The organism is Sphingomonas bacterium (assembly GCF_903643035.1).
Taxonomy (GTDB): Bacteria; Pseudomonadota; Alphaproteobacteria; order Sphingomonadales; family Sphingomonadaceae; genus Sphingomonas.
In genome coordinates, this window is sequence record NZ_CAHJWW010000050.1 from 1 (window position 1) to 13,759 (window position 13,759).

Sequence of the window (13,759 nt, forward strand, 5' to 3'; positions counted from 1 at the left end):
TGGCGGAGGTGCGCGCCCGCGCGGCCGATGCCGCCGTCCGCGCGGCAGGCGCGATCATCGCCCGCGATCATGGCGCCGCCGCCGACCGCGGGCTGGTCGATCGCACCATCGCCGGGCTCGGTCGCCCGAACTGATCGGTTGTGGCGCTCGACCGGGTTCGGCGGCGCGCCGCCACCTTTCTCCGATGCTCCAGCCTTGCCGGGCGCGCGCGATGATCGAGCCCGAAGACTGTACGACGATGGCCGATGTGCGCGCCGGCGTGGATGCGCTGGACGATGCGATCGTCGAGCTCCTCGCCCGTCGCTTCCGCTTCATGGACGCCGCCGCGCGGATCAAGCCGGAGCGGAGCCACGTCCGCGACGAGCCCCGCAAGGCGGCGGTGATCGCCAGGGTCCGCGCGACGGCCGCCCGCGACGGGGCGCCGGCCGAGCCGATCGCGGCGCTGTACGAGCGGCTGGTGGAGGACTCGATCGCGTACGAACTGGCGCGGTTCGACGCGCGTTGACCGCTATCGGCCCACCCGTCCGAACCAGATGACGTGCCGGGGTCCCTTGCCGTTGCCGCGCGCGCGCACGACGACCTCCTCGGTCGCGAACCCGGCCTCCCGCATCCGCCGCGCGAAGGCGGCGTCGGGGGCGGCGGACCAGACCGCCAGCATGCCGTCCGGCCGCAACGCCCGCCGCGCGGTCGCGAGGCCGCGCGGCGAGTAGAGCCGGTCGTTGACGTCTCGCGTCAGGCCGTCCGGCCCGTTGTCGACGTCGAGCAGGATCGCGTCCCAGCGCGCGGGCACGGCCGCGATCGTCTCTGCGACGTCGGCGACCTCCAGCGTCACGCGCGGATCGTCGAGGCAGCCGGCGGTCAGCGCCGCCATCGGCCCGCGCGCCCAGTCGACGATCTCGGGCACCAGTTCGGCGACCGTCAGTCGCGCCTCCGCGCCCAGCGCCGCGAGCGCGGCGCGCAGCGTGAACCCCATTCCATAGCCGCCGACCAGCAGCCTCGGCGCCGCGACACCGGCCAGCCGTTCCACTGCCATCGTCGCCAGCGCCGCCTCGGAACCGCTCATCCGGCTGTTCATCAGCTCGTTGCGGTCGAGCACGATCATGTAGTCGGCGCCGCGCCTGAACAGCCGCAACGGATCCCCGCCCGGTACGGGCGCGGTGGCGACCAGCTCGCGCGGCGTCATGGCAGGCTCTTCTCCAGCACCACGAACGAGAGATCGTCGCGCAACGGCGTACCCAACCGTTCGTCGCCATACGGGAAGGGTATGATCTTCCCGGTCCGGCGATAGCCGCGCCGTTCGTACCACCCGATCAGCGTCTCGCGAACGTTGACGACCGTCATGCGGACGCGCGTGCCGCCTTGCTCGCGCACCCACGCCTCGGCCGAGCTCAGCACGGTCCGGCCCAGCCCCGCTCCCTGCCGCGCCGGATCGACGGCCAGCGAGCCCAGATACCAGACGCCGTCGCCGACTGGCTCCAGCCGCACGCAGCCCGACAAGGCTCCATCCGGTTCGGGCCATACCAGCATCGCGGCGTCCGGCGCGGCAGCGATCTCCGCGTGCAGCAGTCCGGCGGTCGTGCGGTCACCGGCGAGGTACGCGTCCTCGGTCGTCCAGCCTCCGTTGTCGGCCCCGCCACGATAGGCGCGGTTCATCAGCGCGGCGATGGCGGGCACGTCGTCGTCGGTGGTGGGTATGAACATGCGGCTCCCTCGCGGCGGTGAGCCGCGCCATAGGGCAGGGCACGCGCCAGGGCGAGACGGTCTGGCCCGGCGACTCGCGCCGTCCTACATGCAGGGCATGTCCGACTACGGTCCACCCACCCATTCGCACGAGGCCCGCTTCAACGAGGAGGGCGCGACCTTCGCCGTCCGCGGTGCCGACGCGCCCGACCTGACGACGGGCGTCGCCGCGATACGCAACGTCGTCCAGACGCTGCCGCTCAAGCCCGGCGTCTACCGGATGCAGGACGTCAACGGCGACGTGCTGTACGTCGGCAAGGCGCGCGCGCTGAAGAACCGCGTGTCCAACTACATGCAGATCGACCGGCTGACGAACCGCATCCGCCGCATGGTGTCGCAGACCCGGTCGATGACGATCGTCACCACCAACAACGAGGCGGAGGCGCTGCTGCTGGAGGCGCAGCTCATCAAGCGGTACCGTCCGGCGTACAACGTGCTGTTGCGCGACGACAAGTCGTTCCCCTTCATCCTGCTGCGCGGCGACCAGCAGTTCCCGCGCATCCAGAAGCATCGCGGCGCCCGGCGGGCGAAGGGCGACTATTACGGCCCGTTCGCGAGTGCGGGCAGCGTCAACAACACGTTGAACGCGCTGCAGAAGCTGTTCCTGCTGCGCTCGTGCACCGACGGCTTCTTCAAGACGCGCGACCGGCCATGCCTGCTGTACCAGATCAAGCGATGCTCGGCGCCGTGCGTCGGGCGGATCGACGAGCCGGGCTATGCCGAGCTGGTGTCCGACGCGAAGGACTTCCTGGCCGGCAAGGCGACCGATGTGCAGGCGAGGCTCGGCGCGGAAATGGAGGTCGCCGCCGCGGCGATGGATTTCGAACGCGCGGTGGTGCTGCGCGACCGGCTAAAGGCGCTGACGTTCATCCAGGGGACGCAGTTCATCAACGCGGAGGGGATCGGCGACGCGGACATCTTCGCGATGGCGTGCAAGGAGGGCGTGGTCGGCATCCAGGCGTTCTTCATCCGCGGCGGACAGAACTGGGGCCATCGCAGCTTCTTCCCGTCGCACGTCCAGGACGTGCCGGAGGACGAGGTGCTGACGAGCTTCCTGACGCAGTTCTACGAGGAGGTACCGCCCGCGCGGACGGTGTTCGTCGACCGCGAGCTGCCCGACCGCGACGCGCTGGCGGAGGCGTTCGCGTCGCAGGCCGGGCGCAAGGTCGAGCTGTCGGTCCCCCAGCGCGGCACAAGGCGCCGGCTGCTCGACCAGGCGAAACGCAATGCGCAGGAGGCGCTGGAACGGCGGCTGGCCGAGAGCACCACCCAGGCCAGGCTGCTGCGCGAGGTGGCGGAGCTGTTCGACCTCCCCGAGCCGCCCGACCGGATCGAGGTGTATGACAACAGCCATATCCAGGGGACGAACGCGCTCGGCGCGATGGTGGTCGCCGGGCCGGAGGGCTTCCGCAAGGGCCAGTACCGCAAGTTCAACATCAAGGGGAACGAGGCCCGCACCGACGACGACTTCGGCATGATGCGCGAGGTGTTCCGCCGCCGCTTCGCCCGCCAGCTGGAGGAGGCGCCCGACCGCGACGCTGTTGGAAAGGACGGGGCGACGTGGCCGGACCTGGTGCTGATCGACGGCGGCCGCGGGCAGCTCAAGTCGGCCAGGGCGGTCCTGGAGGAGCTGGGGATAGAGGACGTGTGCATGGTCGGCGTCGCCAAGGGTCCGCACCACGGCCGCGACGGGCGCGAGGTGTTCCACATGCTCGACGGGCGCGAGTTCCAGCTGCCGGTCAACGCGCCCGTGCTGTTCTACCTCCAGCGGCTGCGCGACGAGGTCCACCGCTTCGCGATCGGCGCGCACCGCGAGAAGCGCGCCAAGGCGATCGGCGCGAGCCCGCTGGACGAGGTGCCCGGCATCGGCCCGGCGCGCAAGAAGGCGCTGCTGATGCACTTCGGCACCGGCCGCGCGGTGCGCAACGCGAGCCTGGAGGACCTGCAACAGGCGCCGGGCGTGAGCGGCGCGGTCGCGCAGACAGTGTACGACTTCTACCACGCGCGGCAGTAGGTCTCCTGCCTGCCTGGCCGGGCGCGTACGAAGCGATGCCGGCCGCCTAGGGAGCGATCCTTCGCCGGCAGGTGACCATCGCTACCGCCTGCCGGACGCCTATGCTAGGCGGACGCCCGGACGGGCGAAAGACGGTCATGCGGACCGCTGAAGACGCGTCACAGGCAGGGATCGATCGTGAGCGAACTGGTAGGCTATGTCGACAGCGTCGTCGAGAACATCATCGCCGGCTGGGCGACGGACGCGGGTGGGCCGGTGCATCTCAACCTGTACATCGACGAGGTCCTTGTTTCCAGAACCCCTGCCGTGAAGCTGCGCGAGGACCTGAAGGGGAAGGTGTCCGAGCATGGATGTTGCGGGTTCAACATCCTCGTGCCGGTTCGTTACTGCGACGGCGACGTGAAGGACGTGAAGGTCGTCTTCTCCGGCACGACGCCCTTGACGCATGGTGCGCTGGTGTTCCAGTACAGGTTCGTGCCGCGTCAGCCGCTGCTCGCATCCTTTCCCGAGCCCTTTCTAGCCGACGTGGCGTTGAACTGTCTCAAGCGCCTCAGCCCCATGGATGTCGTCGGCGGCAGCTTGGTGCGGGTCGGACGCGCGGGCGATGGCGGCTACATCATGCTCGACGAGAACCTGCGGGACCGGGTCTGCTACAGCCTCGGCATCAACGACGACGTCGCATGGGATCTGGAGATGGCGTCCAGGAACTGCGCCATCCATCAATATGATCACACCATCGAGTTCCTGCCCGAGACCGATCCAGCCTTTCATTGGGAACGGGTCGGGATCGCCCCGGCGTCCTCCGCCGACGGGCGGTTCGCAAGCATTCCGGACCTGATTCACAGGAACGGTCATGCCGACAACCACGACATGATCCTGAAATGCGATATCGAGGGTCATGAATGGTCGTGCCTCGCCGCCATGGAGCAGGACGACCTGGCACGGTTCTCGCAGATCGTCATGGAGATTCATGGGCTCGAACGGGTATATGAGCGCGAGTATATGGACGGCATCTACCACGTGTTCGACAAACTGTCCGTCACTCACCAGCTGGTTCATGTGCACGGGAACAACAACGGCATCTACATGGTCGCCGGTGGGGTCGGCATGCCGGCAGCGTATGAGGTCACCTATGTCCGGCGAGAGGGTCATCGCTTCGAGACGTCCCACAAGTCCTATCCGACGGCGCTCGACGAGCCCTGTACGGACATGGTTGCCGACTTTTACCTGGGAAAGATCGGGCTGATCAACGTCTGAATGGGCGCCGGGGGCGGCAGGTGTATCGTCGACAGCGCGGGCGCGGATCGTGCGGCGCGGCCGAGGCGCCGACGCAGGCAGCCACGCATCACGCGCCGCCGCCATCTATCTGAGCGCGGCATAACGAACGATTTACCCGGCGATTGGTACGGACTATGCAATGACGCCCGTCTTCCTCACCATCGACGCCGAGTTCGCGTGGCGGCATCATGTCGCCGGGCGGGCGCTGGACGACCTCTACCGGCTCAGCTGCGAGCCCGCCGGCGTGGGGGTCGCCTATCAGCTCGCGCGGCTGGCGGCGCATCGGCTGAAGGCGTGCTTCTTCATCGATCCCATGCCCGCTATCGCGTTCGGGCTGGAGCCGATCCGGCGGCTCGTCGGCCAGGTGCTCGACGCGGGGCAGGAGGTGCAGCTTCACTGCCACCCCAACTGGGCCGGCGCCCGCGCGGGCGACCGCGGCGCGCGGCACGCGCGCTTCGAGATGGTGGAATACAGCGCCGCCGAGCAGCACGACCTGATCGCGGGTGCCGCCGAGCTGCTGGTGGCGGCGGGCGCGCCGCAGCCAGTCGCGTTCCGCGGCGGCAGCTATTCGGCCGACGACCGGACGCTGACCGCGCTGGCGGCGCTGGGCATCGCCTATGACAGCAGCCACAACGGCGCGGAGGCGCCCTGGCCGAGCGGCATCGGCCTGCCGCCACACCAGATCGCGCCCGTCGCGCGCGGCGGCGTGACCGAGGTGCCGGTGACGCTGGTGGAGGAACGGCCCGGCCGCTACCGCCCCGCGCAAATCTGCGCGCTGTCGACGGGCGAGCTGCGCGCGGTGCTGACGCACGCGGTGGTGAACGGTCATGCCTGCGCCACGCTGGTCAGCCACGGCTTCGAGCTCGCAAACCGCGCGGGCACGCGCGCCAACGCCGTGCATGTCCGCCGCTTCGACGCGCTGTGCGAGGCGCTGGACGAATGGCGCCACGTGCTGTCCACCGTGCATTTCGGCGACGCGCCCAGGCTGACGCTCGGCCGCGACGACCGGCCGCTCGCGCCCGGCCGGCTGATGACGGGGTGGCGCCAGGCCGAGCAGCTCTGGTCCAACATGATCGAGGAACGCGCGGCGTGAGCGCGACGGCGGCGGGCGGCGTGCCGCTGCGTTTCCAGGTCGGCGCTCGCACATTATTCGCGGTGCGGCGGCGGCTGGTGCGCGTGCCCTGGTCGCTCGCCGACGCGCTGTCGGGCAGCGCGCCGCCGCTGCCGCCGCTGCGTCCCGAGGACCACGGCTATCTCGTCACCTCGGTGCCCGAAGCGATGCTGGATCGGGTCGGCTCGCGCGGGGCGCTGGTCCATGTCCGCCAGCGTTACGCGCGCTGCTTCGTCGACCTGAGGCTGGGCGCGGAGGCGTGGTGGGCTGGGCTGTCCGCCAACGCGCGCTCATTGCTCGGGCGCAAGGCGCGGCGCTTGCGCGGCGAGGTGAGCCGGCACGCGACGCCCGACGAGATCGCCGCTTTCCTGCCGCCCGCGCGCGCTGTGGCGGCGACGACCTATCAGCAGCGGCTGCTGGGCGCGGCGTTGCCGGGCGATGCGGAGGCGGCGGCGATGGCGGCGGGCGATGCCTTGCGCGGCTGGCTGCTGCACCGCGACGGCCGGCCGGTCGCGTTCCTGCTGTGCTCGGCGCAGGGCGCCACGCTACGCTACGACCATGTCGGCCACGATCCCGCGGCCGGCGAACTGTCGCCGGGCGCGGTGCTGATGGCGGCGGCGCTGCGCGACCTGTTCGCCGACCGCTTCGCGCGGTTCGACTTCCTGGAGGGCGACGGCCGCCACAAGCGGCTGTTCGCGACCGGCGGCGTCGAATGCTGCGACGTGCTGCTGCTGCGGCGGACGCTCGCCAACCGGATACTGGCGTCGGCGCTGGCGGGGTTCGACGCCGTGGTCGCCTGGGCCGGCGGCAGCGATCGGTTGCGGCGCTGGACCCACGCGTTGCGGCGATAGGCGCCGGCCCGCGGTGCGCCTACATTCCGGCCATGCACCTCGTCGCCCCCGCCATCGTCCTCGCCGCGCGCTGGCATGGCGAGCATGGCGCGGTGGTGCGCGCCTTGACCGAGCGCGACGGGATGCGGCCCGGCTACCTGCGCGGCGGCCGCTCGCGCCGGATCGGCCCGGTGATCCAGCCGGGCAATGCGGTGATCGCCGAGTGGCGCGCGCGTACCGACGAGCAGCTGCCCGCGCTGATCGTCGAGCCGGTCCACAGCCGCGCCGCGCTGTTCGTGCAGCCGCTGCCCGCGGCTGCGATCGAATGGGTCTGCGCGCTGACCGCCGCCGCCCTGCCCGAGGCGCAGCCCTACCCCGCGCTCTACGCGGGACTGGGCGGCGTGCTGGACGCGATCGAGGCGGCGCCCACCGCGCGCGGCTGGGCGAGCAGCCTGGCGCGCTACGAGCTGCTGTTGCTGGCCGAACTTGGCTTCGGGCTGGACCTGACGGCCTGTATCGTTACCGGCGTCGTCGATGATCTCGGCTTCGTCAGCCCGCGCAGCGGTGGCGCGGTGAGCCGGTCGGCGGCTGCCGGCTATGAGGAGCGGCTGTTCGCGCTGCCGACCTTCCTGCGCGACGGTGGCGCGGCGGGGTGGGCCGAGGTGATCGCGGCCTTGCGGATCACCGGACACTTCCTGGCCCGCGACGTGCTGACCGACCGCCGCGCCGCGCCGCTCGCCGCGCGCGAGCGGCTGGTGGAGCGGCTCCGCCAGGCCGGGGGTCCGACAAGTGGTCGGGTAGCGGGGCAGGCGGGCGGCTGACGGTTTGCGCTTGACGGTCGGGTCCGGCGGTGTCGAAGGACCGTTCCGCACCGCACAGGAGGCCGAGTGGCCAAGACCAAGACGATCGCCGTGCTGGCCGGCGACGGCATCGGCCCCGAAGTGACCGCGCAGGCACGCCGCGTGCTGGAGGTGCTGGAGCTGGACATCGCGTTCGAGGAGGCGCCGGTGGGGGGCGCCGCATATCTCGCCGCGGGCCACCCTCTGCCGCCGGAAACGCTGGCGCTGGCGGCGCGCGCGGATGCGATCCTGTTCGGCGCGGTCGGCGATCCGCGCTTCGACGGGCTGGAGCGGGCGCTGCGCCCCGAACAGGCGATCCTTGGCTTGCGCAAGGAGCTGGGTCTGTTCGCCAACCTGCGCCCCGCGCGGCTCTTCCCGGGACTGGAGGATGCCTCCGCGCTGAAGCCGGAGGTCGCGCGCCAGATCGACCTGATGATCCTGCGCGAGCTGACCGGCGACGTGTATTTCGGCGACAAGGGTCGGGGCTTCACCCACACCGGCCTGCGCGAGGGCCACGACCTGATGCGCTACGACGAGGTGGAGGTGGCGCGCATCGCCCGCGTCGGCTTCGAGATGGCCTGCCGGCGCAAGCGCGTCCTGCATTCGGTGGACAAGGCCAACGTGCTGGAGACATCGCAGCTGTGGCGCGAGGTCGTCAACGAGGTGGCGCGCGACTATCCGGCGGTGAAGCTGATCCACATGTACTGCGACAATGCCGCGATGCAGCTGGTGCGCGCGCCGGGACAGTTCGACGTGATCGTCACGGGCAATCTGTTCGGCGACATCCTGTCCGACCAGGCAAGCATGTGCGCGGGGTCGATCGGGATGCTGCCGTCCGCCTCCATCCGGGCGTGGACGGGGGAGAACGGCCTGTACGAGCCGATCCATGGGTCCGCGCCCGATATCGCCGGGCAGGGCAAGGCGAACCCCTGCGCGGCGATCCTGTCGTCCGCGATGTTGCTGCGCCACTCGCTCGACCTCGACGCGCCGGCGCTGCGGATCGAGGCGGCGGTGGAGGCGGCGATCGCCGGCGCGGCGCGGACGCCGGACCTGGGCGGCACGCTGTCCACGACGGCGATGGGCGATGCGGTGCTCGCCGCGCTGTGAGCGCGCCGCCGCCCGAGCCGGCGCGTCTCGAAGTTGCGGTCGTGGTGCCGACCTTCAACGAGTCGGCGAACGTGGCCCGGCTGGTGGCGCTCCTCGACCAGGCTCTGGCCGGGCGCGGCTGGGAGGTGATCTTCGTCGACGACGACAGTCCCGACGGCACCGCCGACGCCGCCCGTCGGCTCGGCTGCTCCGACCCTCGCGTGCGCGTGATCCAGCGGATCGGCCGGCGCGGGTTGTCGACCGCCTGCATCGAGGGGATGTGCGCGACCGCTGCGCCGTGCGTGGCAGTGATCGACGGCGACCTCCAGCATGACGAGACGCTGTTGCCGCGGATGCTCGACCGGCTGGCGGCGGAGCCGGGCCTCGATCTCGTGATCGGCTCGCGTTTCGTGGAAGGTGGCGGGCTAGGCGATTGGGACGAGGGCCGCGTCGCCAAGTCGGCGCTCGCGACGCGGCTGTCGCGCCGGGTCCTCGACGCCGACCTATCGGACCCGATGAGCGGTTTCTTCATGATCCGCGCCCATGTGGTGCGCGGCATCGTGTCGCAGTTGTCGGGGATCGGCTTCAAGATCCTGCTCGACATCATGACGACCAGCAGCCGCCCGCTCGCCTTTGCGGAGATCGGCTATCAGTTCCGCACCCGCGAGGCGGGCGAGAGCAAGCTCGATCATGTCGTGGCGATGGAGTATCTGATCGCGCTGTACGACCGGATGTTCGGAAAGCTGGTGCCGGTACGCTTCGCCATGTTCGCCGCGATCGGGATGCTGGGCGCGGTGGTGCATTTCCTCGTCCTGGCGCCGCTGCCGCACGCAACGCGCGACGGGTTCCGCATCGCGACGATCGCCGCGACGCTGGTCGCGATGACGTTCAACTTCTTCCTGAACAACGCGCTGACCTATCGCGACGCGCGGCTGAAGGGTTGGCGGCCGCTGCTGGACGGCTGGGTCAGCTTCTGCCTCGTCTGCTCGGTCGGCGCGATCGCGGACGTCGGCGTCGCGATCTTCCTGTTCAACCCGCATGCCGAGGCGTGGGTGCTGGCCGCGCTGGCCGGGATCGCGGTGGGCGCGGTGTGGAACTACGCGCTGTCCTCGCGCTTCGTGTGGGGGCGGTATTGAGGTCTCACCGCCACGATCCCAGCCACATCCAGTGCTCGAACGAGCGCGGGCCGGCGAGCGGGAACGCGGCGAGTATGGGCAGGAAGAACACGAACAGCGCCAGCACGCACGTCAGCCACGCCTCGTCCCAGCCCGCCAGCCGCCCGCGCCCGAACCGGTCCCACGCGCCCGCGATCGGCAAGGCGACGAGGATTGTCGACAGATAGGAGTAATAGAAGAACCCCAGCGACTTGGGGATCAATGCCCACATCAGCACCGAGGCGAGCCACAGCCCAGCCACCGCCGTCAGCCGGGGGTCTCCGCCCCGCCTGAGCCCCGCCCACAGGCATGGCGGCACCGCGACCAGTCCGCTCCACAGCTCCGCCGGGTTGCCCAGCATCAGGATGCCGCGCTGCGCCCCGTCCGCCTGCTCGTACAGGTACCAGACCGGCCGGATCATCAGCGGCCACGTCCACCAGGCGGACTGATAGGTATGCGGCGGAAGCACCTGCGTCTGCTGGCGGAACATCGTCGCCTGGAACGACAGCAGGGTCGTCGGCGTCAGCGGATCGGTGGCGTAGAGGAATGCCGGTGCGAACGTCGCGAGATACACGACCGCCGCCACCAGCCCCAGCGACGCGAGCGCCGGGATCGCCGGCAGCCCTGGCCAGTGGCGCTGGCCGTTTCCCGACCACAGGCCCCGCCCGTCGCGCCAGCGCACCCACAGGAAGCCGATCCCCGCGAAGCCCAGATATGGCAGCGCGGTCCACTTGCACCCGGTCGCCAGCCCCAGCAGCATCGCACCGCCCAGCCAGCGCCGCCACGCCCGCCCGGCATCGCCCGCGCGCATCGACCATAGCAGGACGGCGATCGCGGCGACGACGAAGGCGGCCATGAACCCGTCGAGCATGGCGATCCGCGCCTGGATCAGGACGGTGAAGTTCGCCAGCACCGCGATGCCGACCGTCACCGCCGGCCGCACCCGACGCCACACCAGCCACGCGATCGCGACGCTGCCCGCCACCACGCTCGCGCCCGCCAGCGTCGACAGCGCCCGCCAGCCCAGGCTGTCGTCGCCGAACAGCCGGATCGACAGCGCGATCAGCGTCTTGGCGAACAGCGGATGCTCGATGTTGCGCGGCCCCTGCAACGCCAGCAGCGCGCGCGCGGCGGGGACATAATGCACCTCGTCGAACACGAGCCGGTGCGGCACCTGCACCCGGAAGGCGAACAGCGCCTCCGCCACCGCGAAGAACAGCAGCACGAGGGAGACGGGGCGGCGCAGAAGGGTCACGCGATCGGTGTGCCCCGTCGCTTGAGCCCGGACAAGCCGGGGTGTCTTGCGGCGCGGGAGCCAAAGCGGCAAGGCTGCGGCCATGAAGCGCACCACCGGCCAGGACCGCTCCGTCACCGCCCATTGGCGCCCCGCCACCCGCGCGGTGCGCGGCGGCACCGCGCGCACCGAATATGGCGAGACCAGCGAGGCGCTGTTCCTCACGTCCGGCTACGCCTACGACTGCGCGGGCGACGCCGCCGCGCGCTTTGCGGGCGAGCAGGCGGGCATGACCTATTCCCGGCTCCAGAACCCCACCGTCGAGATGCTGGAACAGCGGATCGCGCTGCTGGAAGGGGCGGAGGCGTGCCGCGCCACCGCCACCGGCATGGCGGCGATGACCGCGGCGCTGCTGTGCCAGCTGGAGACGGGCGATCATGTCGTCGCCGGCCGCGCGGCGTTCGGATCGTGCCGCTGGCTCACCGACACGCTGCTGCCCAAGTTCGGCATCGCCACGACGATCGTCGACGCGCGCGACCCGCAGGCGTTCTTCGACGCGGTCCGGCCCGAGACGAAGGTCTTCTTCTTCGAGACACCCGCCAACCCGACGATGGACATCGTCGACCTAGCGGCCGTGTGCGCCATCGCGCGCGAGCGCGGCATCCGCACGGTGGTCGACAACGCGTTCGCGACGCCGGCGCTCCAGCGGCCGATGGAGTGGGGAGCGGACATCGTGGCCTATTCCGCCACCAAGATGATGGACGGGCAGGGCCGCGTGCTTGCCGGCGCGATCTGCGGGACGGAGGATTTCATCCTCAACACGCTGCTGCCGTTCCACCGCAACACCGGCCCGACGCTCAGCGCGTTCAACGCGTGGGTGGTGCTCAAGGGGCTGGAGACGCTGGACCTGCGCATCCGCCGCCAGTCGGAGAACGCGCTGGCGGTCGGCCGCTTCCTGGAGGGGCGGGTGCCGCGGATGCTTCACCCGGGCCTGCCCAGCCACCCGCAGCACAATCTGGCGATGCGGCAGATGGATGCATGCGGGCCGATCTTTGCATTCGAGGTCGCGGACCGGACGCAGGCGCATGCGCTGCTCGACGGGCTTGGGCTGATCGATATCTCGAACAACATCGGCGACTCGCGTTCGCTGATGACGCATCCCTCGTCCACAACCCATTCGGGCGTGGCGGCGGAGAAGCGCGAGGAGATGGGCGTGACCGAAGGGCTGTTGCGCCTGAACGTCGGGCTGGAGGATCCCGCCGACCTTATCGAGGACCTCGGATCCGCGCTGGCGGGCGCGGGCCTGTGAAGGCGCTGTTCCCCCATGCGCAGGAAACCGACGGCGTCGTCGTGCGCGTGGCCGTCAGCTACCTGCCCGACCAGTCGGAGCCGGAGCGCGGGCGCTGGTTCTGGTCATACCATATCCGGATCGAGAACGGCGGCGACCAGGCGGTGCAGCTGATGACGCGCCACTGGATCATCACCGACGGCCGCGGGGCGCGCCACAGCGTCGAGGGCGAGGGCGTCGTCGGCGAACAGCCGATGATCCTGCCCGGCGAGAGCTTCGATTATGTCTCCGGCTGTCCGCTGTCGACGCCGACGGGGCACATGCAGGGCAGCTACCGCATGGTCGGCGAGGACAGGGCGGGCTTCGACGTCGCGATCCCGCGCTTCCCGCTGGTCGCGCCGGCCGTGGCGCGGTGAGGGTGGTCGGTCGTCACCGCAGCGAACGCCGGGGTGGCTCGCCAGCAGCCCTATGCCGGCGGTCGGGCGACCCGGGCCTTTGCGGGGCCTGCGCCCGGTGCTCGGTTCCGGAGCGCCGGGCTTGAAGCGCACCCACCTGCCCCTCAACGGCCTGCGCGTCCTCGATGCCGCCGCCCGCCACCTGTCGTTCACCCGCGCCGCCGACGAACTGGCCGTGACACCGGCCGCGGTCGGCCAGCAGGTGCGCGCGCTGGAGGATGCGCTTGGCGTCGTCCTGTTCCGCCGCACCACGCGCGGGCTGGAGCTGACGCCCGAGGCGGAGGGCGCGCTTCCGGCGCTGCGCGGCGGCTTCCTCCAGTTCGAGGAGGCGGTGCGCGCGATGCAGGCGGGCCAGTCGTCCAAGTCGCTGACGATCGCCGCCCCGCGCGACCTGACGGAGAAGTGGCTGATGCCGCGCCTCGCCGCGATCGCCCGTACCGACGCCGATCTGCGCTTCGTGCTGGTCGCGGCGGATCCGATGAACGGGGGGGCGCCCGACTTCACCGAGGCGAACCTCGACCTCGCGATCCGCTGGGCCGAGGGGCCGGGCGGACACGAGGGCGAGGCGCTGGAGTCGGAGGGGATGGTGACGCTCGCCGCGCCGCTGGCCCCAGCCGACGCGCCCGCGATCGGCTGGCCGGGCTGTCCGGACGGCGAGGGGCCGATGCCGGTGCGCTGGACGGCCGAGCCGTCGGGCAGCGCGTAGAGGAGCGTCGTCAGACGCAAGACA

13 protein-coding genes and 1 pseudogene are annotated in these 13,759 nt (G+C 71.0%); 11 read left to right on the forward strand and 3 right to left on the reverse strand.

Annotated elements, in window-relative coordinates:
- Positions 1-211 precede the first annotated feature (211 nt).
- A complete protein-coding gene (locus HUV01_RS05020; RefSeq protein ID WP_174297214.1) occupies positions 212-505 on the forward strand; it encodes a chorismate mutase in 294 nt (97 codons plus the stop codon).
- Between the two features lie 3 nt (positions 506-508).
- Here HUV01_RS05020 and HUV01_RS05025 read toward each other — a convergent pair whose 3' ends face one another.
- Positions 509-1,183, reverse strand: coding sequence for a spermidine synthase (locus tag HUV01_RS05025; protein WP_174297215.1), 675 nt, complete (start codon positions 1,181-1,183; stop codon positions 509-511).
- Positions 1,180-1,701, reverse strand: coding sequence for a GNAT family N-acetyltransferase (locus HUV01_RS05030; RefSeq protein ID WP_174297216.1), 522 nt, complete (start codon positions 1,699-1,701; stop codon positions 1,180-1,182). Before HUV01_RS05030 ends, HUV01_RS05025 begins: the two co-directional genes overlap by 4 nt.
- A gap of 97 nt (positions 1,702-1,798) precedes the next feature.
- Here HUV01_RS05030 and uvrC point away from each other — a divergent pair, with 97 nt between their 5' ends.
- The 7 genes from uvrC to HUV01_RS05060 all read left to right on the forward strand — a co-directional run bounded on the left by uvrC (position 1,799) and on the right by HUV01_RS05060 (position 10,034).
- A complete protein-coding gene (gene uvrC, locus HUV01_RS05035) occupies positions 1,799-3,754 on the forward strand; it encodes an excinuclease ABC subunit UvrC (RefSeq protein WP_438827147.1) in 1,956 nt (651 codons plus the stop codon).
- A 177-nt stretch (positions 3,755-3,931) separates the two neighbouring features.
- Positions 3,932-5,011, forward strand: coding sequence for a hypothetical protein (locus HUV01_RS05040; protein ID WP_174297218.1), 1,080 nt, complete (start codon positions 3,932-3,934; stop codon positions 5,009-5,011).
- Between the two features lie 160 nt (positions 5,012-5,171).
- Entirely contained in the window at positions 5,172-6,125 is a 954-nt protein-coding gene (locus tag HUV01_RS15095; RefSeq protein ID WP_254606390.1) for a polysaccharide deacetylase, read from the forward strand.
- Entirely contained in the window at positions 6,122-6,994 is an 873-nt protein-coding gene (locus HUV01_RS05045; RefSeq protein ID WP_254606391.1) for a GNAT family N-acetyltransferase, read from the forward strand. Before HUV01_RS15095 ends, HUV01_RS05045 begins: the two co-directional genes overlap by 4 nt.
- Before the next feature lie 32 nt (positions 6,995-7,026).
- Positions 7,027-7,794: a DNA repair protein RecO gene (recO, locus tag HUV01_RS05050; protein ID WP_174297220.1), complete on the forward strand. Its 768-nt coding sequence runs from the start codon at positions 7,027-7,029 to the stop codon at positions 7,792-7,794.
- A gap of 66 nt (positions 7,795-7,860) precedes the next feature.
- Positions 7,861-8,919: a 3-isopropylmalate dehydrogenase gene (gene leuB, locus HUV01_RS05055; RefSeq protein ID WP_254606392.1), complete on the forward strand. Its 1,059-nt coding sequence runs from the start codon at positions 7,861-7,863 to the stop codon at positions 8,917-8,919.
- Positions 8,916-10,034, forward strand: coding sequence for a glycosyltransferase (locus tag HUV01_RS05060; protein ID WP_174297221.1), 1,119 nt, complete (start codon positions 8,916-8,918; stop codon positions 10,032-10,034). The genes leuB and HUV01_RS05060 overlap by 4 nt, the downstream gene beginning before the upstream one ends.
- A gap of 4 nt (positions 10,035-10,038) precedes the next feature.
- Here HUV01_RS05060 and HUV01_RS05065 read toward each other — a convergent pair whose 3' ends face one another.
- Positions 10,039-11,307 carry a phospholipid carrier-dependent glycosyltransferase gene (locus tag HUV01_RS05065; protein ID WP_254606393.1) on the reverse strand — a complete coding sequence of 423 codons (1,269 nt, stop codon included), beginning with the start codon at positions 11,305-11,307 and terminating at the stop codon, positions 10,039-10,041.
- Between the two features lie 82 nt (positions 11,308-11,389).
- Here HUV01_RS05065 and HUV01_RS05070 point away from each other — a divergent pair, with 82 nt between their 5' ends.
- The 3 genes and pseudogenes from HUV01_RS05070 to HUV01_RS15300 form a co-directional block, all read left to right on the forward strand.
- The gene (locus HUV01_RS05070; RefSeq protein ID WP_174297223.1) at positions 11,390-12,595 is read left to right on the forward strand and encodes a trans-sulfuration enzyme family protein; all 1,206 of its coding nucleotides are present in this window, start codon (positions 11,390-11,392) and stop codon (positions 12,593-12,595) included.
- Positions 12,592-12,990, forward strand: a complete 399-nt coding sequence (gene apaG, locus HUV01_RS05075) for a Co2+/Mg2+ efflux protein ApaG (protein ID WP_174297224.1) — start codon at positions 12,592-12,594, stop codon at positions 12,988-12,990. The genes HUV01_RS05070 and apaG overlap by 4 nt, the downstream gene beginning before the upstream one ends.
- Positions 12,991-13,111: 121 nt before the next feature.
- A pseudogene (locus HUV01_RS15300) lies at positions 13,112-13,705 on the forward strand (LysR family transcriptional regulator); the annotation flags it as partial.
- Between the last annotated feature and the right edge of the window lie 54 nt (positions 13,706-13,759).